Here is a 20959-nt window from a genome sequence, read left to right as displayed (position 1 = left end):
AGCAGCACGGCTTGCCGGCGACCAGGCGCTACACGGTACCGACGCCATCGCGGGCAAACCCAGCTGCTACGGGATCTCTAGGTGCAGGGCTTTATCGCAACAAGCTGAACACACCCTTGGCGCCGCGCTTGATGCGTTCCATCTCGCGGCTGATGGAGAACTCGCCGGCTTCTCGTCGGCGACGGTTGAGCTGCACGTTAACGGCCTTGGCATACAACGCTTGCAGGCGCTGTTGCAGTTCGGCCAGGCCGAACGCGCTTTGCCCGGGTGGTAAGGCGATTGCCACCAGCTCGGGCAGGTCCAGCAATTGGCTGTTGTAGGCAGCGGCCTCCTGCACCGCGCGGGCGGCCTTGCTGCCATCGCCAAAGGTAAAGTCCGCCGGCCAGCTGCCACCGGGAAGCAGGCGGTCGGCCTGGGTCAGCACCGCCAGAATGGCCGGCGGTTCATGCTCGAGGTTTTCCGGGCGGGCGAACCACAGCTTGAGCTTTTCCCGGAACTGGCGGTCCAGCGCCCGCGCCGGCTGGTTGGTCTTCAAGGCCCACAACAGCAGGTCGCACTCGCGCACCTCCTTGAACACCAGGGTGTCCACGTCCTCGCTGCCATCCAGCCCCGGCAGGTCGACCAGGCGGATGTTAGGCGCCCCTTCGATCGCGTACTCATATACCGCCGCGCCGTCGGTGGCGGGCAGGGCACTGACTTCGGCGTTGAGGCTGCCGGTGAGGGCGTTGATCAGCGAGGACTTGCCCGCGCCCACCTGGCCCAGCAGGCAAATGCGCACGGGGTCCAGCGGCGGCGCCTTGCGTTGGTCATCGCGGGTGGTCACCCGGGCCTTTTGCAGCTGGTCGTCATCCAGGCGGAAATGCCCGCCGTAGAGGTCGATGGCCGCGCGCAGTACTTCCATCAGCAACAGGTATTTCAAGCGGTTCTGCAGTTCGTCGCTCAGGCCGCTGAATACTTCTCCGCGAATCTGCGTGAGCGCCTCGGCCACCAGGCCTTGGGGCGAGATCAGCCGCGCGGCGCGGTACAGGTTGAACACCTTGCGCGCCAATGGGCCGTAGCGTTCTACCTGCTCGTTGAGGCTCAGCAAGGTGGACAACCGAAGGTGCTCCACCCCTGGCACATGCGCCTTGAGCACGCGGCGGTAGCGCCGGCTCACCTGCTCGACGATGGCCAGCAGCTCCGGCGCGGTAAAGGCCCAGTGCGCCCGGCTGGAGCGCTCGTCATAGCGCGCGGCGACCAACCTCACCACCGCCAGGCCTGTTTGCGGCAGGGCCTGCCAGGGAAAGTCTGTGGCTACCAGCTCACAGAGCTCCGGAATCAGCGCCTGCTGCACCTCACGGTCCTTGGCGCGCCAATAGTCGGGGGTGCGTGGGGTCGCTTCCAGTGCCTCCTGCACGGCGGGCCCGACCCGCTGGCTAAAGCGCTTTCGGGCGATCAACAACCCGAGGCTGGTCAACAGAGTGCACGCCAGCAGGGTCAGGATCAGGTGCAGGATGTAGCCATAACGCAGCACCGCATACAGCCCGAAGCCAGCCAGTACCAGCACTGGCAGCACCACCGAGAGCAGGGCATAGGGCATGACCCGGTCGGACAGCCGGGTAAGGGCCGCCAGGCCGCTAAAGGTTCTTTTCATGGCGTGCTACCGGAAGAATGTGTTCGAAGGCCTGCTTATATAGCGCTTGCAACTCGGCGGCGGTAATCGGTTCGCCCCGCGACAGCCGATAGAAATATATGCAGGCCGCGCGCCCGAGGGCATAAGTGAAGCCATAGCTGGCCACCGCCGCGGAGGCACCACCGACCGTTTGCCCTACCACGGGTATGAGCTTCACCAGCTGGCGCAAACCCAGCCGCGAGGCGTATTGCACGCCAAAACCGGTGCCCAGGGCTGCGGCGAATTCCGCCAGCAGGCGGCGGTTGTAGCTCAGCCCATATTGGTTGGCCAAGCTGTGGAGCATTTTCAACTGCACCGTGGGCACCGCCACCAAACCCACGGCGGGCAGGGCGTCGGCCGCGCCAGCGGCGCCGGCGTACCACATCACTTCTTTTTTCAGGCGTTGGAAGTTGCGCTCTTCCACATCCGCGTGGCCCTGGTCATCGAACAGCTCAGTGATGATCGGCAGGCGCGCGCCCAGTTTTTCGGTCAACGCCTGGACGCCATAGGGCTGGCCATCCGCGCCAAGAAAATCCACCGCCACGCTTTCGACCTTGCCCCAGGTCTGTTCCACCTGCTGCTGGTTGAGAGCGATGCAACGCGCACGCTCCGCCGGGTCGCTGAGCTGCAACACACCTGTATGCACCAGCAAGATTTCGCGGATTTTCCCCGAGCGGCGGATCTGCTTCAGCGCGGCCAGCACCTGCGACTGCTCTGGGTCTTCGGCCTTCATCACCAGGATCAGCGCATGGCTGTTCTGCTCGCAATTGGCCAGGTCCTCCTCGGGGTTGTAGTCCGCCTCTGCCAGGCCGCGCGTGTCCATGAAGGCCATCAGCGGGGTATCGGTGGGGTAGAGGTAGCGCGAGGAGGTCATGGTGCAGGGGCGAAACCCGGCGCCGACTTCCACCCGGTCCAGGCCGGTGAGGGCGCGAACCAGCGAAGATTTGCCCGCGCCGGTCTTCCCTAGCAACCACAGGGTTGGCAGTTGCTCGGCGCTGCGCTGGAAGGCGGTTTCCAACGCCGGGTTGGCTTCGGGGTTGAGCTTTCGGTAAACGCGGTCGAGCAGGCTCATGGTTGGGCTTCCGGTCGGGCGTTCAAGTTAGTCCCATCGTGCTGAGAAAAAGTCCTGGTGCGGCACCCTGCCGCAGCAGCGCCCTAACGCAAATTGACACAGATCAACATCTCCAAAACGCGGTTAAGCAAAATGCCAGCACCCCCAGGAGTATCGACCATGCCCGCGCACTTCGATTTTCTCAACAAGCCATTGGCAAAGGAAATCGCCGTGATCGTGCTGCTCAAGCTGGTCTTGCTTTTAGGTATCCGCGCGTTGTGGTTCCACGCGCCGGACCCCGTCAAGGACGATAGCGCCAAGGTCGGCCAGCACTTGCTCGGCTCTGTTCCCGCCTCACCTGAGAAACCTCACCCATGATTACCGAATCGGTTGTCGACCTGTCTCGACTACAGTTCGCCATGACGGCGCTGTATCACTTCCTGTTCGTCCCGCTCACGCTGGGCATGACCTTCCTGCTGGCCATCATGGAGTCGGTCTATGTCATGACCGGCAAGCAGGTCTACAAGGACATGACCCAGTTCTGGGGCAAGTTGTTCGGCATCAACTTCGCCTTGGGGGTCACCACAGGGCTGACCATGGAGTTCCAGTTCGGTACCAACTGGGCTTACTACAGCCACTACGTGGGCGACATCTTCGGCGCGCCTCTGGCCATCGAAGGGCTGATGGCGTTTTTCCTCGAGTCCACCTTCATCGGCCTGTTCTTCTTTGGCTGGGACCGCCTCTCGCGCCGCCAGCACTTGGCCGTGACCTGGCTGGTCGCCCTGGGCTCGAACCTGTCGGCGCTGTGGATTCTGATCGCTAACGGCTGGATGCAGAACCCGGTAGGGGCCGAGTTCAATTACGAAACCATGCGCATGGAGCTGAGCAGCTTCTCGGCACTGGTATTCAACCCTGTGGCCCAAGTGAAGTTTGTGCATACCGTGGCCTCCGGCTACGTCACCGGTGCGGTGTTCGTGCTGGCGATCTCCAGCTTCTATCTGCTCAAAGGCCGGGATGTCGCCTTCGCCCGCCGCTCGTTCGCCATTGCGTCTGCCTTCGGCATGGCGTCCATCCTGTCGGTGATCGTGCTGGGTGACGAGTCTGGCTATGAGATCGGCGACGTGCAGAAAACCAAGCTGGCCGCTATCGAGGCCGAATGGGAAACCGAACCGGCACCGGCCGCCTTTACGTTGTTCGGCCTGCCCAACCAGGCGCAGCAACGCACCGACTATGCGGTGAAGATCCCTTACGTGATGGGGATCATCGCCACGCGCTCGCTGGATAAACCCGTGACCGGCATCAAGGACCTGGTGGTCGAGCACGAAGAGCGTATTCGCAACGGCATGATCGCCTACGAACTGCTCGGCAAGCTGCGCGGCGGTGACCACAGCGACGCCACCCGCGCCGCCTTCGATGCGGTCCGTGGCGACCTGGGCTATGGCCTGTTGCTGAAGAAATACACCGACAAGGTAGTGGACGCCAGCGACGAGCAAGTGAAGCAGGCCGCGCTCGATTCTATTCCTGGAGTGGCATCGATCTTCTGGACCTTCCGCATGATGGTGCTGAGCGGCGTGCTGATGCTCGCGCTGTTCATCTGCGCCTTCTGGGCCTCCACGCGTAAGGTCGAGCACCGCAAGCGCTGGTTGCTCAAATGGGGGTTGTTCAGCCTGCCGCTGCCCTGGATCGCCACGCAAACCGGCTGGTATGTAGCCGAGCATGGCCGCCAGCCGTGGTCCATCGGCGAAGTGCTGCCCACTCACCTTTCGGCTTCCAGCCTGACGACGGCAGACGTGGGGGGTTCGCTGCTGGCACTGGTGGCGTTCTACACGGTGCTGTTGGTGATCGAAATGTACCTGATGATCAAATTCGCCCGCCTGGGCCCGAGCAGCCTGCACACCGGCCGTTATCACTTCGAACGCGAGGCGGCGAGCGCTGCGCCAGCACTGCCTGCTCAACCGCGCGCAACGACCCTGGCCTGAGGACCGAACATGTTCGACTATGAATCGCTGAAAGTGTTGTGGTGGGTGCTTGTGGGGGTGTTGCTGATCGGCTTCGCGGTCGCCGACGGGTTCGACCTCGGTGCAATGCTGCTGTTGCCGCTGGTGGGCCGCGACGATCGCGAGCGGCGCGTGGTGATCAACGCCATCGCGCCGCACTGGGACGGCAACCAGGTGTGGCTGATCACCGCGGGCGGGGCGCTGTTCGCAGCCTGGCCACTGGTGTATTCGGCAGCCTTCTCGGGCTTTTATTGGGCGCTGTTGCTGGTGTTGTTCGCGCTGTTCGTGCGCCCGGTCGGTTTTGACTACCGCAGCAAGGTCGAGGACAAGCGTTGGCGCCAGAGCTGGGACTGGGGCCTGTGGGTCGGGGCGCTGGTGCCTTCGCTGGTGTTCGGGGTCGCCTTCGGTAACTTGTTGCTGGGCGTACCATTCCGCTTCGACGATACCCTCCGCGCCAGCTACGAGGGGACCTTCTGGCAACTGTTGAGCCCCTTCGGCCTGCTCGCCGGGGTTGTCAGCCTGGCGATGCTCGCCGCACATGGTGGCAGCTGGCTGATGCTGCGTACCAACGGGGTGCTCGCCGAGCGCGCCCGCCGCGCGGTGATCGGCTTTGGGCTGCTGTACCTGGTGGCGTTCGTAGGTGCGGGTGCCTGGCTGGCGGTTGGTGGCATACAAGGTTTAGTGCTCGGCGGCGGCCTGGACCTGGGCGCGGCCATCAACCCGCTGGCTAAGTCAGTGCAGCCCGGTAACCCTGGCTGGATGGCCAACTATCGCCTGTACCCCTACACGGCCGTCGCGCCGCTGGTGGGCGTGCTGGGCGCGCTGCTGGCGATGGTTTCGGCCGCCTTGGGCCGCCCTGCCATGGCCTTCCTTGGCAGTGCCCTCGCCATCGTCGGCACGCTGTGCACCGCGGGCTTCGCGCTCTTCCCCTTCGTGATGCCATCGAGCCTGGACCCGGCGTCCAGCCTGACCGTGTGGGACGCGGTATCAAGCCGTACCACCCTGGGCATCATGACCGTCGCCGCGGCCATCTTTGTGCCGACCATCCTGGCCTACACGCTGTGGTGCTACTGGAAGCTCTGGGGCAAGGTGACCCCGGCGCATATCGACCGCAACCCCCACGGCCTTTACTGAAGGAGCCTTAACATGTGGTATTTCGCCTGGATTCTCGGGGTCTTGCTGGCCTGCAGCTTTGGCATCATCAACGCGCTCTGGCTAGAGGGCGCCGGCTGCCTCGACGAGGAAACCCAAGGATGAGCGCCGGGGTGGTGGCACGCGGCCTGGGCGCAGCGCCCAGCCGCGCCTTGTCGCTGATCCTGGCGGCACCTCTGAGCCTGATCGTATTGCTGCACCCGCTGGCCCTGGTGGGCGCCGATGGCCGTTATAGCCATGGCCTGCTCGCCCTAGCCATGTGGGGCATCAGCGCCGGTTTCGTTCATGGTGTGGGCTTCGATCCTCGTGCTCCGGCCTGGCGCTGGCTGCTCAGCCCGCTGCTAGCGTGGGTGCTGATGGGGCTTGGCTATGCACTTGTGTGGGCAAACTTACGCCCCGGCCTATAGCCGGAGCGTCAGCCTCCGCGGCAAGGTTTTCCGGGGGATGGGTCATCTTTCCTACGGAAACTTAAGCCTATGCCTTGTTTAGGCGCAGCGGCATCGAACCGTATAGTCCGGCTGAATTCGCAAGGAAAGGACGGGGCATGTTCGATCACCGCCAGTACGTACCGGTGCTTAAGTGGCGCCAAGGGGAATATCTGGCCCTCGCCCGCATGAGCGATGCGCTGCGCGAACGCATTACGCCCTTGCTCGAGATACCGGCCGAAGCCTGGGATTACGAACACGAGCGGCCACAGAAGAGCATCGACGAGCACATCAGCCTGTTTGGGCGCCGCCTGATGGCGACTTGGGGCAGCCTGCCGTGCTTTGTCGACTCCTGCTATCTGCCGCCGGATGCACTTTGCGCCGACGGCACACATCATTTTGAACGCTTGCTGGAGCTTGCGGCGCAGGCGGGCTGCATGGCACTGCCAGTAACCGGCCTTACCCGGCACTACCAGTACCAGGCGGCGACCGCGCGTATCGTGCGCCGGGATGGCCGCGGGCTATGCCTGCGTTTGATCAGCGAGGACTTCGACCATCCCGCGCTGGCCACCCAGGTAGGCGCTTTGCTGGCGTACATGGGCCTTGCCCCGGCTCAGGTCGATCTGGTCATCGACTTCAGCCAGCACATCGCCCGCAGCGCCACGGCCCAGGCCGGGCACGCGCGAGCACTGCTGGCACAGACACCGCAGCTGGCACGCTGGCGCAGCCTTACGCTGATAGGCACGTCATTTCCGGCGCAGGTTACCCCTGAAGATGTGTGCTCAAGCGGCGTGGTGCGCCGCTATGAATGGCTGGCCTACAAGCTGCTGCTCAAGCGCCTGGAAGCCCGCGAGCGGCGGCCGGCATTCGGCGACTACACCATTGCCCACCCACAAACCGGGCTGCTCGATCCTCGGCTCAACGATGTGCCCGCCCGGATCGAATACACCGTGGCCGATGGTTGGCTGCTGATGCAGGGCACCGAGGTAAAACGCGATGGGCGGGAACAATACCGACTCCTATGCCAGCGCGTGCTGGGCTCAGGGCAGTTCGACGGCGAATGCTTCTCCTGGGGCGACGACTACCTCTACCAATGCGCGGAGCTGGGCGCTTCCACGGGAAGCGCCTCTACGTTCACGGCCGTGGGCAATAATCACCACCTCACCCGGGTGGTGCTGGAGTTGGCGAATTTTCATGCGTTGTGAGGTAGGCCCGGACATTGATTAGGCCGTTCGGCCGTAACTGAATCCGAGCAGCATCGCCTCTGACCCACTTGTATGTAGGCACTAGCCTGTCAATAGCACTGCGTACGCCTTTCTCAGTGCGTACTCTCGTGGGCCACGCCCACCAGCTCTACCTCTGCAACCGCCACCTCCGGCTGCGCAAACACAAACATCGCGTTGGTAAGGGTATGGCTGAGGTCCCCCGCCAGGGTTAGCTGGAAGCGTTCGCCGTCGGCGTTGGCGTCGTAGCTTTTAAGGTAGGTGCTGGCACCGGTGGTGCTGACGGTGACGGCCAGGGTGCCGTTGTGGCCATCGCCCAGCCGGGTAAAGCCCAGTGCCGAGACGTCGATGTGGTCGGCGAACACGTCGAAGTCCATGATGCGGTCGCTGAAGCTATGGCTGGCATCCCGGTAGCTGTCCTGCATCGCCGTGAAGCGGTAGGTATCGGCGCCAGCCGAGCTGGTCAGGATGTCGCGGCCGGTGCCGCCGTCGAGGATGTCATTACCCAAGCCGCCATACAGGCGATCATCACCGCCGTCGCCGAGCAGTTCGCTCGTCGCGTTGCTGGCATACAACCGATCCGTTTCGCTGCTGCCAGCCTGGCGCTCGGGGCCGAACAGGACGGCGCTGGCGTTAAGTTGGCTAGCCAGGTTTCCATCGAGCACCAGCTCGAAACGATGGCCGTTGGCGTCGGCCTCGAAGCTCTTCAAATAGGTATGGGTGTGGCGGGCGTCAACCTGCACGGCCAGCGTGCCGCCATAACCATTGCCCAACCCCGAGAAACCCAGGGCTGACAGGTCGAGCCGATCCTGGTTGGGGTCGAAATCCAGGATGCGATCGCTGAAGCTGTCGGTGTTGGTGCGGTAGCTGTCATCCCGGTCGGAAAAGCGGAACACGTCTGCATGCACGCCCCCACTGAGTTGATCGCGGCCTGCGCCACCGTCTAGCAGGTCTTTGCCGCCCAGCCCGGAGATGATGTCGTTGGCGGCGGCCCCCACCATCAGGTTGTCGCTGTTGCGGCCGTCCAGATGATGCGAGCCATCGGCGAGGTCGCCGAAGGCTGTGTCCAAGGTGCCATCGGCATTGAGCTGGAGGGCCGCGAATGCCGCGTTGTCGGCACTGTTGAACGCCGCGCCGGTGAGCAGGATTTTGCCGTTTTCCAGCACGGTAATGGTTTGCGCGGCATCGCGCGCGCCTTCGAAGTCGAAGGTGGCCCTGCCATTGTTTCCGAAGGTGGAATCCAGGCTACCGTCGGCGTTCAGCCGAATCACGCTGAAGTCGTAGTTTCCGCCGCCGCTATCGCTGGTGCCGGCGATCAACAGCTTGCCATCGGCCTGCACGGCCACGGCCCGAGCGAAATCATCCCCCGTGGCTACGTCGAATGCCGCGGTGCCGTTGTGTGCGAACGTGCTATCCAGGGTGCCGTCCGCGTTATAGCGCGTCACGCTGAAGTCCGCGCCTGTCTCGGTATAGCTGTAGCCCGCCAGCAACAGCTTGCCGTCCTCCTGCAGGGTGAGTGGCGTATGGCCATCGAAGCGCACGCCCGGGGGCAAGGCGAAAGTCGCGATGCCGTTGTCGCCAAAGGTGTGATCCAGTACGCCGTTACCGAAAAAATGCACCAGGCTGAGGGTGGTGTCGCTGCTGGCGCTGGCCAGCAGGGTGCCGTTAACCAGCGCTTGCACGCTGGTATGCGACGGCGGTGAGTCTTCGGCGTCGATTGCCACGGCCGCCAATTCGTACGGCCGGCCGTTGGGGTTGCCGCTCACGGAAAGAATGCTGAGGTTGTAGCTGCCGCTGTCATAAACGATGCGGCTGGCCAGGATGTTCCCGTACGCCTGCGCCGTCAGGTCATTGCTCTCGCCAGGTGCGATGCCGGCTGGCAGCCGGCTGATTCCATCCTGGCTGTAATTGAAGTCCAGTTGCCCGGTGGCGGTGAGCTGCACCGTGGCGTAGTCGGCGCTGTCGCCATCGGACGTCAGCCCCACCATCCGGATGCTCCCAGCGGCCAGGACTGCAACGCTGTGGCTGGAGTCGTTCAAGGTGCTGATATCGATAACGGTTTTGCCGGTGCGGGCCGTGATGGCGGCGGGGGCAGAAGAAAAGGGCATGGCGTTCTCCAGGGGCGGGCCCGTTAAGGGGGCTTTATGTGAATGCCTGAAAACGTAGCCGGGAATGGGCCAAGGCGCCGGATGTTTGGTCGGGCGCTAGCGTCGGGCTGGCCCATTCGTTTTCGAACCCCTATGCGAACGGGGTCTAATTCACACATCGGCCGTGCCTTTGCCGCGGTTTCATGAAAAGCTCTGCGCCTTTCTTGCAAGGAGCAGTTTCACCCATGAGCAAAGCCCTCTCATTCGCCATTGGCGCCGTAGCCGTCGTTGCCGCTGCCAGCACCGGTGTGGCGTGGTACACCGGCACCCAGATCGAGCCTGTGTTACGCCAGCAGGTGGTGGAAGCCAACCAGCAGCTCAAGACCTCGCTCACGGGCTACCCGGCCACCGCCGAGCTTGAGCTGACCAGCTTCGAACGTCGCCTGTTCAGCAGTACTGCGCACTACGTCACCACCCTTCAGAGCCCGGAGCTCAACGGTGGCCAAGCCGTCCAAGTGGAAGCGCTCGCTAACATCGAGCATGGGCCATTCCCCTGGTCGCGGCTCAAGCAGCTGAAGCTGCTGCCAGTGATCGCCGCCTCAGACATCGCTGTGGCGAGCAGCCCGCAGCTTGTGCAATGGCTCGGTATGCCAGCTGGCCAGTCACCCATGGAGATACGTTCGTCCGCCAGCTACGGGGGTGGCCTGGACAGCCAGCTTCGCGTATTGCCCGGCCTGTGGCACGGCGAGCAGGGCGCCCTGCAATTCTCCGGGTTGGAGGGGACCATCAAGGGCACCCAAGACGGCAAGAGAATGGAGCTGGACGCCCAGGTAGGCAGCATTGAATACACCGCCATCGATACTCCGGCGCCCCTGACCATGCAAGTGCAAGGTTTGAGCATTCACACGGGCGGCGTTAAGGGCACATCTGGCTTTTATCTGGGCAACAACCAGCTCCAGGCTGAGAGCTGGCGGTTTGCCGGCTCCGGCCGACAGACGTTTGAGCTGCACAAGCCAGCGATGCTGGGCAACCTCGAAGAACTGGAGGGCAAGCTCAAGGGTTCGGTTGATTACCGCTTCGAACAGGCAAGCATTGGTGATAAGGCAATCGGCAGTGCGCAAATGCGCTGGTACTTCGATAGCCTGGATATCGCCGCAACCCGGGATCTGATGACCTTTTACCAAAAGGTAATGGCGCCCCAGGCCCAAGCCGCTGCTCAAGCACAGGCGCCTTTAGAGCCCCAGCTGACCCCTGATCAGCAGGCCGAAGTACAGGTCCTTCTCGGCCGCCTTTTGGACGGCCATCCCCACATCGAATTGCAGCCGCTGGGGTTCAAGACCACGAATGGCGAAAGCCACCTGAGCGTCGCGCTGGACCTTGCCAAGCCGGCCGATACCGCCATGGCGCCCGCACAGCTTGCCAGCCAGATCCTCACCCGCCTGGATGCCAAGCTGGTCTTGGCCAAAGGCACCATTCGCGATCTGGCAACGCTCAAGGCCCAGCTCGAAGGGCAAACCGACGTTGCCGCCTTGGCTCAAAATGCCAACGGCGCCGCTGATATGGTCGCCACCCTGGCCACCCTGCAAGGCTTGGCGAAGCTGGAGGGCGAAGACATTTCGACATCGCTGCGTTATGAAGGCGGCATGGTGGACTTCAACGGCCAGAAGATGACCGTAGAACAGTTCGCGGCGTTCGTGATGAGTGCCCTGGGGCAGGGCTAAGCGGGGAGTCGGCCGGTGCCCTCCCAATGGTGTTTCCCGGGAGAGCACTGGCCGGCTCCATACCTAGGCGTGAAGCTTTTAGCGCCCGAGTATCACCGATTGTAGGCGGCCCTGAGCCTGCTGAACGATTTGGGCCTTGGCGTTCAGATCTTGTAGCAGGCCGTTCAACTCTGCTTGCACCTTAGGATCTTGCACTGCCATCCGCGGGCCATTGATGTCGATCTGCGCTTTATGTGCACTTAGGTAATCGGCCACTTTCAGGCTGCTATCCAAGGTTTTTCTGATTTGTGGCAGCACTTCCAAAAAGGTATTGGCCGGTAGGGTGACGGTCCGCTCGTAGGCTTTGTCGTATACCGCCTTCAAATCATCCGGCTGCTTGAGCTGAGCGTGAGCGCTGTCGGTTTTAGCCTGCTGCTGTTTGAGTTGAGCGCTCATGTCATCCACACCGCTTTGTACGGCCTTCATGTCGTCACGGCGTGTAATCACATCGCTGAGCGAATGCACAGCCCCTTTCTGCAGCAGGCTGCCCAGGGGCTTCACGGCAGCGTCCATCGCGCCGTTGAAGTCGGTAATCACCGCATAGTGGGTGGTGTAGTCGCCAAAGGCCTTGGCCTCATCCGGCGTTAACTTGGGCACGTGGACCCCGGGTTTGTCCACGATGCGAGTTTGCAAAAACTGCGTGAAGGCGGCGCGCTGTTCAGGTTCTTTGTTGCCGCAGGCAATGAGCAGCAGAGGGAGCGAAAGGGCAAGCAGCCAATGAGGGCGAAACGAGACATTCATGTCTATGGAGCTCCTGGAACGAAAATATAGGCCCATCTGCATAGGGGCCCTAGTGCAGGGGGCGGCAATTTTATCGTTTCTGCTGCATGGATCCAAATAGGTTCACGTAGCCGTGATGTGCGATCAAAAGGAGGGCGTGCAGGAGAGAACCCACCAGGGAGGGGGAGGGCTAAGCTGATCTTGGGGAAGGGTGAAACAGGAAGATGGCGCACTCGGCGGGATTCGAACCCACGACCCCTGCCTTCGGAGGGCAGTACTCTATCCAGCTGAGCTACGAGTGCAAGCGGGCGCCATGATACCCATGTCGGGGGTGGCCGTCTATCCTGACAAGCTGCGCATCGTTTCCGAGGGCGTACGGTCTTATAAACAGCAGCTTCCCAAGGGCTGACGTCATGATCGAAATGCTGGCTGCGTACGGTCAGCCCTGGCGCGTGCATGGCACAGCACCTGCGCGAAGGGGCCTGCCCGAGCGATGCTGCACAACGGAATGTTCTTTTTTTCGAACAGCTATTGTCCTTTTCCGCCCCAGATCCTAGGATGCGTTTGAGATTTCAAACGCCCAGCCTATGGGCAACCTTCAGTCAACCTCAGGCTTCGCCAACGCGGGGCCAGCTTAGGGAGCCGACATGCAGCTCAAAGACGCTCAACTGTTCCGCCAGCAGGCCTACGTAGATGGCGCCTGGGCGGACGCGGACAGTGGCCAGACCCTCAAGGTCAACAATCCGGCCACTGGCGAAATCCTCGGTAGCGTGCCAAAGATGGGCAAGGCCGAAACCCGCCGCGCCATCGAAGCCGCCGACCGCGCCTTGCCGGCCTGGCGCGCGCTGACCGCCAAGGAGCGCGCGGCCAAGCTGCGCCGTTGGTATGAGCTGATGCTGGAAAACCAGGATGACCTGGGCCGCCTGATGACGCTCGAGCAAGGCAAGCCGCTGGCCGAAGCCAAGGGCGAGATCGCCTATGCCGCCTCTTTCCTGGAGTGGTTCGCCGAGGAAGCCAAGCGCGTATATGGCGACGTGATCCCGGGCCACCAGCCCGACAAGCGCCTGATCGTGCTCAAGCAGCCGATTGGCGTGACCGCGGCCATCACCCCGTGGAACTTCCCGGCCGCGATGATCACCCGTAAGGCGGGCCCTGCCCTGGCCGCCGGTTGCACCATGGTGCTCAAGCCTGCCTCGCAGACGCCGTATTCCGCACTGGCCCTCGCCGAACTGGCTGAGCGTGCCGGCATCCCTAAAGGCGTATTCAACGTAGTCACCGGCAGCGCTGGCGAAGTGGGCAGCGAGCTGACCAGCAACCCGACCGTGCGCAAGCTGTCGTTCACCGGCTCTACCGACATCGGCCGTCAGCTGATGGCCGAATGCGCCGCGGACATCAAAAAGGTGTCCCTGGAACTGGGCGGCAACGCGCCCTTCATCGTGTTCGACGACGCCGACCTGGATAAGGCCGTCGACGGCGCGATGATTTCCAAATACCGCAACAACGGCCAAACCTGCGTTTGCGCCAACCGTATCTATGTGCAAGACGGCGTTTACGACGCCTTCGCCGAGAAGCTCAAGGCCGCCGTGGCCAAGCTCAAGATCGGTAACGGCCTGGAAGAGGGCACGACCACTGGCCCGATGATCGACGAAAAAGCCGTGGCCAAGGTCAAGGAACACATCGCCGACGCGCTGAGCAAAGGCGCCACCGTGTTGACCGGTGGCGAGCAGATCGAAGGCAATTTCTTCCAGCCCACCGTGCTGCTGAACGTTCCAGCGAATGCGGCCGTGGCCAAGGAAGAAACCTTCGGCCCGCTGGCGCCGCTGTTCCGCTTCAAAGACGAAGCTGAAGTGATCGCCGCCGCCAACGACACCGAGTTCGGCCTGGCCTCTTACTTCTACGCCAAGGACCTGAGCCGTGTGTTCCGCGTGGCCGAGGCGCTGGAGTACGGCATGGTGGGTATCAACACCGGGTTGATCTCTAACGAAGTAGCGCCGTTTGGTGGCGTGAAGGCGTCCGGCCTGGGCCGCGAAGGCTCCAAGTACGGCATCGAAGACTACCTGGAAATCAAATACCTCTGCCTGAGCGTTTAATCGCCGGCAGTCACACTGGGCACTGGGTACCGCTGGGCAGTCGATCATCGCATGCTGCCTAGCGTCGAAGCGCCCTACCTGATCAGCGCCGTCGATGAGCGGCCAATGGAGCTTTCATGAGCAAGACCAACGAATCCCTGATGCAGCGGCGCATGGCCGCTGTTCCCCGTGGTGTGGGCCAGATCCACCCGATCTTCGCCGACCACGCGAAAAACGCCACCGTCACCGACGTGGAAGGCCGCGAGTTCATTGACTTCGCCGGCGGTATCGCAGTGCTCAACACCGGCCATCTGCATCCGAAGATCGTTGCCGCGGTCGAAGCGCAACTGCGCAAGCTGACCCACACCTGCTTCCAGGTGCTGGCTTACGAGCCCTACGTTGAGCTGTGCGAAAAAATCAACGCCAAGGTGCCTGGCGATTTCGCCAAGAAAACCCTGCTGGTCACCACCGGCTCCGAAGCGGTGGAAAACGCCGTGAAGATCGCCCGCGCGGCTACTGGCCGTGCCGGGGTAATCGCCTTCACCGGCGCCTACCACGGCCGTACCATGATGACCTTGGGCTTGACCGGCAAGGTCGTGCCTTACTCTGCCGGCATGGGCCTGATGCCCGGCGGCGTATTCCGCGCCCAGTTCCCGTGCGAACTGCACGGCGTGAGCGTGGATGATTCCATCGCCAGCATCGAGCGGATCTTCAAGAACGATGCCGAGCCACGTGACATCGCCGCGATCATCATCGAGCCCGTTCAAGGCGAAGGCGGCTTCTATGTAGCGCCCAAGGACTTCATGAAGCGCCTGCGCGCCCTCTGCGACCAGCACGGCATTTTGTTGATCGCCGACGAAGTGCAGACTGGCGCTGGCCGTACCGGCACCTTCTTCGCCATGGAGCAAATGGGCGTGGTGCCAGACCTGACCACCTTCGCCAAGTCCATTGCTGGCGGCTTCCCGCTCGCTGGCGTGTGCGGCAAGGCTGAAATCATGGATTCCATTGCCCCGGGTGGCCTGGGTGGCACCTACGCCGGTAGCCCGCTGGGCTGTGCCGCTGCGCTGGCGGTGATGGATGTGTTCGAGGAAGAGAAGCTGCTGCAGCGCTGCCAGGATGTGGCTGAGCGCCTGACCTCGCGGCTGCGCGCCATCCAGGCTAAGTACCCGGTGATCGGTGATGTGCGCGGCCTCGGCGCGATGATCGCGGTCGAGTTGTTCGAAGGCGGCGATAGCCATAAGCCGAATGCCCCTGCGGTCGCTCAAGTGGTCGCAAAGGCGCGCGAAAAAGGCCTGATCCTGCTGTCCTGCGGGACCTACGGCAACGTGCTGCGCATCCTGGTGCCGCTCACCTCGCCGGACGAGCAACTGGAGAAAGGCCTGGCCATTCTCGAAGAGTGCTTCGCCGAGCTGTAATCGCCTGGTGTGTCTGCTGTGAAGAACCCGCCAAAAGGCGGGTTTTTTACTTGGAGATCCTCCCGGGGCGGCCTATATATCTCTAAGGGGCGCGCCGTAGTTGCGCCTGTGGAGAGCGCCTGCATGACTGGAACGTCAAATGCGGTGCCCCGGATATTGATTGCCGAAGCGGACCCCTGGAGCCGGGACCTGCTGACCCAGCTGTTGCTCAGCGTGCGTTGCGACGCCAAGGTCGAGGTTGCCGAGGATGGCAAGCAGGCGTTGCTGGCGTTGGACCAGCCTCACGACCTCATCATCGCCAGCCGCGAGCTTCCAGGCACTGACGGCCTGGAGTTGTTGCGGCAGGTCCGCCGCGGGACCATAGCACCCGGCCTGCCGTTCATCCTGCTCAGCAGCCGTGGCGACAGCACCAGCGTTCGCGAGGCGGTGCCTCTTGCGCCCACCGCCTATCTCACCAAACCGGTCAATTTCGAAGCACTGCGCGAGCGCCTGAGCGCCTTGTTGCTCGAAGGCGGCGAGGAGGTGTTCTGTGAAGTGCCGCCGGTTATGCCGCACATCGACCTTAACGGTTTCCTGGAAACCCGCCGGGAAGCCACTGATGGGGCACCGGTGATGAACGAAGTGCATGACGCCGTGGTGCGCAGCCTCAAGGCACGCACTCTCAACCTGCGCCTGCTTGAAGAAGACATCCGTACCGACCCGCAGGTGACGGCCGTTTTGCTGGCCGCCGCCAACAGCGCCGCACGGCACCGGGAAGGGGCGGTCAACACGCTCATGCAAGCCCTTACACGGCTAGGTGCTACCCAGAGCATGAACCTGATCCTTGGCCTGGCGCTCAAGCGCAGTGCCCGCTTGGATGACCCGGCGCTGGCCGAACATGCGCAGGCCTATTGGAAGCTCTCCCTGCAAACCGCCGAACTGGCGCGCACCCTGGCTCGGCAGCAAGGTATCGATCAGGAGCTGTGCTATTGCGCCGGCCTGCTTCATCGCTTGGGCGAGCTTGCGCTGTTGCGCACTTTGCACGAATGGAAATTGGCGGCGGGCAAGCTTGAGGACGAGCAGATAGACCCTTTAGTGAAGCGCTTCGGCGCTAATTACGGTTCCGCACTACGTACCCGCTGGCGCCTGCCCCTGGACCTGCGGGAGCTGATTGCCTCGGTCTATTCCCTGGCGGGGGTTTATGGCAAACCGGCGTTGGTCATGAATCTGGCGGGGCAGCTGGCGATGCTGCCAGCGGAGGAGGACATTCAGGCGGTAGTGGAAAGCAAAGCGGCGCGTTTGTTGGGGGTCTCGAAAGTTACCCTCATGGCCCTGCGGGAGAACCTGTAGCGGCTGGCCTTGGCTGCGATGGGGCCTAGATCGGTGGCGGTACAGGTCGCAGGCAAGCCCAGCTGCTACGGGGCAGGCGGCGTGAGCCGCTCAGGACATAATGATCTGGTTCTTCCCCTGCCGCTTGGCCTGGTACATGGCCGCATCCGCGCGCGAATAGAGGTTATCCAGCGCTTCGTCTTCGACCTTGAGATTGGTCAGGCCCTGGCTCACGGTGATGCCGTAGGTCTTGCCATTGCTGCTGAAGCTCAGGCGCTGCACCTCGCGTTGCAGCCGTTCGGCGATCTGCCGCGCCATGTCTGGCGCGCAGCCCGGGAACACCGCGGCGAATTCCTCACCACCGATACGCCCGAACAGGTCGCCACGGCGCAGCGCCGCTTTGCCGCTCTCGGCAATGCGCTGCAGCACCAGGTCGCCATCCTGGTGGCCGTAGGTATCGTTGATCATCTTGAAGTCATCGATGTCCAGCAGCAGGAATGCCATGGGCGTGTCATTGAGCCGGGACTGCTCGAATTCGCGATGCGCACACTCGAAAAAGTGCCGGCGGTTGCTGCTCTGGGTAAGCACATCGGTGGTGGCAAGCCGCTGCAGCTCGCCTTCGAGGTGCTTCTTTTCGGTGATGTCTTCGGCGATGCCTACCACGATCACGCGCTGGCCGGATTCAGGCCGATGACTGATGAAGCACTTGTCGCTAAGCCAGCGGATCTGCCCGTCGGCCCGGATGATCCGGTATTCCCGGTCTTCGATGGAGCCTTTTTCCAGCACCTCGGCCAAGCTGCGCTCGGCGTAGTCCAGGTCGTCGGGGTAGATACTGTCTCGCCATTCGTTGTAGTCAGCCAGCAGCAGCCCCGCGGAGCGGCCGAATATGCGCTCGTAGGCCGGGCTGACGTAGATCATTTGCTGGGTTTCCCAATCGAACGCCCAAAGTACGGCATTCACGCTGACCAGCAAGGCACTGAACAGCTCTTCGCGTTCCTTCAGGCGTGCTACTTCGCCCTGGGCGTGCATCAGCGCCAGCAGCGTTTCGGCAGCTTCAGGGATTTGCTCGAGCGGTGTGGAGGGAGCATGTGTGTTGGCCATCATCACGGCTTCTTTTGGAACACGGCGAGGGTTGGCCCACCGACAGGTGGCCATGATATGGCCCGCTGAACCAGCGAGTATGTGCCTCAGATCCAATTTAGTGGTCAAAGTTCCCTTTGGCGCACCCTGCGAAGGCTGCGCCAGGCAGTTGGCGTCAAGCAGTAGCTGGCCGCAGGGAGTAGGTTTTCAGGCTGTCGGCGAAATCACGCAAGGACTGAATGCCGCTGGCTTCGGCCTCGTGCACCCACTCTTTCATGGCCGCCAGCATGTCGTGACCGTTGGAGCTGGTGCGCGCCCAGATCAGTTGCAGGGCCAGGCGTTTTTCATAGATCACCTTCAGCGCCTGGCTGGTTTCCAACATGGTGTTGATTCGCGCATGGTTGCGCTCGTTGAGCAGGCTCGGCTCCCGCGCGAGCAACCGCTTGGCCCGTCGCAAACGGTGGCGAAGGGAATGGTCGACTCTGGCAAGCTCCTGTTTGACCAGTGGGCCAATCACGTGTTTGCGGTACTGCGCCATGATCTGGAAGCGATTGTTGAGGATCGCCATGGCCGTGTCCATGTCCATCGAACCTTTGCCCGGAATGCGGTGAGCGATGGGCGCTATGCGGTTCACCTTTGCCAGGCGCAGGGCGCTGAACAGGCGAATCCACAGCCAGCCCATGTCGAATTCCCATTTGCGCACGGAGAGCTTGGCCGAATTGGGGTACGTATGGTGATTGTTGTGCAGCTCTTCGCCGCCGATCAGGATGCCCCAGGGCACCAGGTTAGTAGCAGCGTCGCGGCACTCGAAATTGCGATAGCCCACGGCATGCCCCAGGCCGTTCACCACTCCGGCGGCCCAGAAGGGTATCCAGATCATCTGCACTGCCCATACGGTGATCCCGATGATCCCGAATAGCAGGAGATCCAGCACTGCCATCAGCACGATACCGCCCATGGTGAATCGGCTGTACAGGTTGCGCTCAATCCAGTCTTCCGGGCAGTTCTTGCCATAGATACGCAGCGTTTCGGCGTTTTTAGCCTCCTCGCGGTAAAGCTCGGCGCCGGTGCGCATGACCGTTCCCAGCCCCTTGATCACCGGGCTGTGGGGGTCGTCGGCGGTTTCGCATTTGGCGTGGTGCTTACGATGAATGGCTGTCCATTCCCGTGTGTTCTGCCCAGTGGTGAGCCATAGCCAAAAGCGGAAGAAATGCTTGAGTGCGCCGTTGAGTTCGAGAGAGCGGTGGGCGGAGTAACGATGCAGATAGACCGTCACGGCGACGATGGTCACGTGCGTCATCAATAGGGTGGCGGCCACTACCTGCCAGGCCGTGAAGTCGAGCAAACCGTTGTACCACATGGACGAGAAGCCTCGGGGGGTGCTGGAGCGTTGCGACGAATCTATCGAGAATGCCGGTGCATGCAAACATAGGACAAGAATTTCCCGCCCAGACGGCCTCGCTTACGGCGTTTATTGGTAAGCAAATGTGTTTATTTAGACGAGCGGTGATGCTCACCGCTTATGCCTTTTAAAGCTATAAACATTCACAAATATTATTTTTGAGAATAAAACGGCGCTCTTATAGTGGGCCCAAGCCTGGCACTGCGCTGGGCAACCGATTCCATAGGAGCAAAACCATGAGCGCACCGCTGCGTAGTGTCGACGGACAGGACGAAACCGCGATTCTTCGGGAAATCCAGAGCGCTTTGCGCGACCTGCGTTTCGGCGCGGTGGAAATCACCGTTCATAACGCCCAGGTCGTACAGATCGAGCGCAAGGAAAAGTTTCGCTTGCAGAGCACTGGCTCCAAGCCCAACTAAGTTATTGCTTTCCCGACCGGTCTTCCGGAGGGCGCCAGCAGGACCATGCAGCCTCGCGTAGACGAGACGTGCAGCGCCAGCGCGCCATAAGAAAAACGCCAACATAGAAAAAGCCGCCATCAGGAGCATTACCATGTCCACCCGCCGTTTTGCGCTGGCCGCGATCACTGCCGCTTTATTCGCAGGCTCCGCCGTCGCCAAGGATTACGAGCTGCTGAACGTTTCCTACGACCCTACCCGTGAGCTGTACCAAGATTACAACGCGGAGTTCACTAGCTTCTGGAAGCAGGCCCACCCCGACGATACGGTGAAGATCCAGCAATCCCATGGTGGGTCCGGCAAGCAAGGCCGTTCCGTGATCGATGGCCTGAGGGCAGATGTGGTAACGCTTGCGCTGGCTGGCGACATCGACGAAATCGCCAACCTGGGCAAATTGCTGCCTACCGATTGGCAGAAGCGCCTGCCCGAGGCCAGCACGCCTTACACCTCTACCATTGTGTTTTTGGTGCGCAAGGGTAACCCCAAGGGCATCAAGGACTGGGGCGACCTGGTCAAGGAAGGCGTTTCAGTGATCACCCCCAACCCGAAAACCTCGGGCGGCGCCCGCTGGAACTTCCTTGCCGCCTACGCGTATGGCCTGAAGGCCAACAATGGTGATGAAGCCAAGGCCAAGGCCTACGTGAAGGACCTGTACAAGCACGTTCCTGTGCTGGATACCGGTGCTCGTGGCTCGACCATCACCTTCGTGAACAACGGCCAGGGCGACGTGCTGCTGGCGTGGGAAAACGAAGCGCACCTGGCGCTCAAAGAAGACGGCGGCGCCGACAAGTTCGATATCGTCGTGCCTTCGCTGTCGATCCTCGCCGAGCCACCGGTAGCCGTGGTGGACAAAAACGCCGAGAAGAAAGGCAACGCCGAAATCGCCACGGCGTACTTGCAGCACTTGTACAGCCCGGCCGGCCAGGAAATCGCCGCGAAAAACTTCTACCGCCCACGCGATGCGGCAGTGGCGAAGAAATACGAAGCGAGCTTCCCTAAGCTGAACCTGGTGACTATCGACAAAGACTTCGGCGGCTGGAAAACTGCCCAGCCTAAGTTCTTCAACGATGGCGGGGTGTTCGACCAGATTTACCAGCCCCAATAACGCGTCAGGCACTGGCAAGAAAAGGGCCCGGGTTACTCCCGGGCTCCGTTCGTTCA

At 62.2% G+C, this 20959-nt stretch carries 18 protein-coding genes and 1 tRNA gene; 12 read left to right on the top strand and 7 right to left on the bottom strand.

Features of this window, described 5'->3' with window-relative positions; translation table 11 throughout:
• Positions 1–91: 91 nt before the first annotated feature.
• Together OGL93_RS06000 and OGL93_RS05995 are read right to left on the bottom strand one after the other, a co-directional pair.
• On the bottom strand, positions 92–1633 hold the full coding sequence (locus OGL93_RS06000; RefSeq protein ID WP_263261483.1) for a GTPase: 1542 nt from the start codon (positions 1631–1633) through the stop codon (positions 92–94).
• Complete coding sequence (locus tag OGL93_RS05995; protein ID WP_263261481.1) at positions 1617–2723, bottom strand: GTP-binding DUF697 domain-containing protein; 1107 nt, start codon at positions 2721–2723, stop codon at positions 1617–1619. The genes OGL93_RS06000 and OGL93_RS05995 overlap by 17 nt, the downstream gene beginning before the upstream one ends.
• 159 nt (positions 2724–2882) lie before the next feature.
• Here OGL93_RS05995 and cydP point away from each other — a divergent pair, with 159 nt between their 5' ends.
• The 6 genes from cydP (at position 2883) to OGL93_RS05965 (ending at position 7481) form a co-directional block, all read left to right on the top strand.
• The gene (gene cydP / locus OGL93_RS05990) at positions 2883–3080 is read left to right on the top strand and encodes a cytochrome oxidase putative small subunit CydP (protein ID WP_263261480.1); all 198 of its coding nucleotides are present in this window, start codon (positions 2883–2885) and stop codon (positions 3078–3080) included.
• Positions 3077–4681 carry a cytochrome ubiquinol oxidase subunit I gene (locus OGL93_RS05985; RefSeq protein WP_263261479.1) on the top strand — a complete coding sequence of 535 codons (1605 nt, stop codon included), beginning with the start codon at positions 3077–3079 and terminating at the stop codon, positions 4679–4681. The genes cydP and OGL93_RS05985 overlap by 4 nt, the downstream gene beginning before the upstream one ends.
• A 9-nt stretch (positions 4682–4690) precedes the next feature.
• Complete coding sequence (cydB, locus tag OGL93_RS05980) at positions 4691–5833, top strand: cytochrome d ubiquinol oxidase subunit II (protein WP_263261477.1); 1143 nt, start codon at positions 4691–4693, stop codon at positions 5831–5833.
• A gap of 12 nt (positions 5834–5845) precedes the next feature.
• Positions 5846–5956, top strand: coding sequence for a cytochrome bd-I oxidase subunit CydX (gene cydX, locus OGL93_RS05975; RefSeq protein ID WP_263261475.1), 111 nt, complete (start codon positions 5846–5848; stop codon positions 5954–5956).
• On the top strand, positions 5953–6258 hold the full coding sequence (locus OGL93_RS05970; protein ID WP_263261474.1) for a cyd operon YbgE family protein: 306 nt from the start codon (positions 5953–5955) through the stop codon (positions 6256–6258). Before cydX ends, OGL93_RS05970 begins: the two co-directional genes overlap by 4 nt.
• A gap of 137 nt (positions 6259–6395) precedes the next feature.
• Positions 6396–7481 carry a beta family protein gene (locus OGL93_RS05965; RefSeq protein WP_263261473.1) on the top strand — a complete coding sequence of 362 codons (1086 nt, stop codon included), beginning with the start codon at positions 6396–6398 and terminating at the stop codon, positions 7479–7481.
• Between the two features lie 113 nt (positions 7482–7594).
• Here the strand turns inward: OGL93_RS05965 and OGL93_RS05960 are convergent, their stop codons facing one another.
• Positions 7595–9607: a type I secretion target gene (locus OGL93_RS05960; RefSeq protein WP_263261472.1), complete on the bottom strand. Its 2013-nt coding sequence runs from the start codon at positions 9605–9607 to the stop codon at positions 7595–7597.
• Between the two features lie 224 nt (positions 9608–9831).
• Here OGL93_RS05960 and OGL93_RS05955 point away from each other — a divergent pair, with 224 nt between their 5' ends.
• Positions 9832–11307, top strand: a complete 1476-nt coding sequence (locus OGL93_RS05955; RefSeq protein ID WP_263261471.1) for a YdgA family protein — start codon at positions 9832–9834, stop codon at positions 11305–11307.
• Between the two features lie 78 nt (positions 11308–11385).
• Here the strand turns inward: OGL93_RS05955 and OGL93_RS05950 are convergent, their stop codons facing one another.
• Together OGL93_RS05950 and OGL93_RS05945 are read right to left on the bottom strand one after the other, a co-directional pair.
• Positions 11386–12087, bottom strand: coding sequence for a DUF3053 domain-containing protein (locus OGL93_RS05950; RefSeq protein ID WP_346659632.1), 702 nt, complete (start codon positions 12085–12087; stop codon positions 11386–11388).
• A 204-nt stretch (positions 12088–12291) separates the two neighbouring features.
• A tRNA-Arg gene (locus OGL93_RS05945) sits at positions 12292–12368 on the bottom strand.
• A gap of 345 nt (positions 12369–12713) precedes the next feature.
• Between OGL93_RS05945 and gabD the strand changes: the two genes are divergently transcribed.
• From gabD to OGL93_RS05930, 3 genes are all read left to right on the top strand, one after another.
• Positions 12714–14156 carry an NADP-dependent succinate-semialdehyde dehydrogenase gene (gabD, locus tag OGL93_RS05940; protein WP_263261469.1) on the top strand — a complete coding sequence of 481 codons (1443 nt, stop codon included), beginning with the start codon at positions 12714–12716 and terminating at the stop codon, positions 14154–14156.
• A 116-nt stretch (positions 14157–14272) separates the two neighbouring features.
• A complete protein-coding gene (gene gabT / locus OGL93_RS05935; protein ID WP_263261468.1) occupies positions 14273–15550 on the top strand; it encodes a 4-aminobutyrate--2-oxoglutarate transaminase in 1278 nt (425 codons plus the stop codon).
• Between the two features lie 123 nt (positions 15551–15673).
• Positions 15674–16879, top strand: coding sequence for a response regulator (locus OGL93_RS05930; protein ID WP_263261467.1), 1206 nt, complete (start codon positions 15674–15676; stop codon positions 16877–16879).
• A gap of 90 nt (positions 16880–16969) precedes the next feature.
• Here OGL93_RS05930 and OGL93_RS05925 read toward each other — a convergent pair whose 3' ends face one another.
• Both OGL93_RS05925 and desA read right to left on the bottom strand, forming a co-directional pair.
• Entirely contained in the window at positions 16970–17962 is a 993-nt protein-coding gene (locus OGL93_RS05925) for a sensor domain-containing diguanylate cyclase (RefSeq protein WP_263261466.1), read from the bottom strand.
• A 151-nt stretch (positions 17963–18113) separates the two neighbouring features.
• Complete coding sequence (gene desA, locus OGL93_RS05920) at positions 18114–19298, bottom strand: delta-9 fatty acid desaturase DesA (RefSeq protein WP_263261465.1); 1185 nt, start codon at positions 19296–19298, stop codon at positions 18114–18116.
• A gap of 278 nt (positions 19299–19576) precedes the next feature.
• On the opposite strand from desA, the gene oscA reads away from it, so the two are divergent.
• The gene (oscA, locus tag OGL93_RS05915) at positions 19577–19759 is read left to right on the top strand and encodes a sulfur starvation response protein OscA (protein ID WP_263261464.1); all 183 of its coding nucleotides are present in this window, start codon (positions 19577–19579) and stop codon (positions 19757–19759) included.
• Positions 19760–19892: 133 nt separating this feature from the next.
• Entirely contained in the window at positions 19893–20903 is a 1011-nt protein-coding gene (locus OGL93_RS05910) for a sulfate ABC transporter substrate-binding protein (protein ID WP_263261463.1), read from the top strand.
• The last annotated feature ends 56 nt before the right edge of the window (positions 20904–20959 follow it).

The organism is Pseudomonas sp. RIT-PI-S (assembly GCF_025642975.1).
Classification (GTDB): domain Bacteria; phylum Pseudomonadota; class Gammaproteobacteria; order Pseudomonadales; family Pseudomonadaceae; genus Aquipseudomonas.
Note: the sequence above shows the minus strand (reverse complement) of the source record. Positions and strands in the feature narration are given on the sequence as shown.

Coding starts and splice junctions, on each gene's coding strand:
- OGL93_RS06000 (WP_263261483.1), bottom strand. CDS start 1,633: ATGAAAAGAACCTTTAGCGGCCTGGCGGCCCTTACCCGGCTGTCCGAC.
- desA (WP_263261465.1), bottom strand. CDS start 19,298: ATGTGGTACAACGGTTTGCTCGACTTCACGGCCTGGCAGGTAGTGGCC.
- OGL93_RS05910 (WP_263261463.1), top strand. CDS start 19,893: ATGTCCACCCGCCGTTTTGCGCTGGCCGCGATCACTGCCGCTTTATTC.
- OGL93_RS05950 (WP_346659632.1), bottom strand. CDS start 12,087: ATGAATGTCTCGTTTCGCCCTCATTGGCTGCTTGCCCTTTCGCTCCCT.
- cydB (WP_263261477.1), top strand. CDS start 4,691: ATGTTCGACTATGAATCGCTGAAAGTGTTGTGGTGGGTGCTTGTGGGG.
- gabD (WP_263261469.1), top strand. CDS start 12,714: ATGCAGCTCAAAGACGCTCAACTGTTCCGCCAGCAGGCCTACGTAGAT.
- OGL93_RS05960 (WP_263261472.1), bottom strand. CDS start 9,607: ATGCCCTTTTCTTCTGCCCCCGCCGCCATCACGGCCCGCACCGGCAAA.
- OGL93_RS05925 (WP_263261466.1), bottom strand. CDS start 17,962: ATGATGGCCAACACACATGCTCCCTCCACACCGCTCGAGCAAATCCCT.
- OGL93_RS05985 (WP_263261479.1), top strand. CDS start 3,077: ATGATTACCGAATCGGTTGTCGACCTGTCTCGACTACAGTTCGCCATG.
- cydX (WP_263261475.1), top strand. CDS start 5,846: ATGTGGTATTTCGCCTGGATTCTCGGGGTCTTGCTGGCCTGCAGCTTT.
- OGL93_RS05995 (WP_263261481.1), bottom strand. CDS start 2,723: ATGAGCCTGCTCGACCGCGTTTACCGAAAGCTCAACCCCGAAGCCAAC.
- cydP (WP_263261480.1), top strand. CDS start 2,883: ATGCCCGCGCACTTCGATTTTCTCAACAAGCCATTGGCAAAGGAAATC.
- OGL93_RS05965 (WP_263261473.1), top strand. CDS start 6,396: ATGTTCGATCACCGCCAGTACGTACCGGTGCTTAAGTGGCGCCAAGGG.
- oscA (WP_263261464.1), top strand. CDS start 19,577: ATGAGCGCACCGCTGCGTAGTGTCGACGGACAGGACGAAACCGCGATT.
- gabT (WP_263261468.1), top strand. CDS start 14,273: ATGAGCAAGACCAACGAATCCCTGATGCAGCGGCGCATGGCCGCTGTT.
- OGL93_RS05930 (WP_263261467.1), top strand. CDS start 15,674: ATGACTGGAACGTCAAATGCGGTGCCCCGGATATTGATTGCCGAAGCG.
- OGL93_RS05955 (WP_263261471.1), top strand. CDS start 9,832: ATGAGCAAAGCCCTCTCATTCGCCATTGGCGCCGTAGCCGTCGTTGCC.
- OGL93_RS05970 (WP_263261474.1), top strand. CDS start 5,953: ATGAGCGCCGGGGTGGTGGCACGCGGCCTGGGCGCAGCGCCCAGCCGC.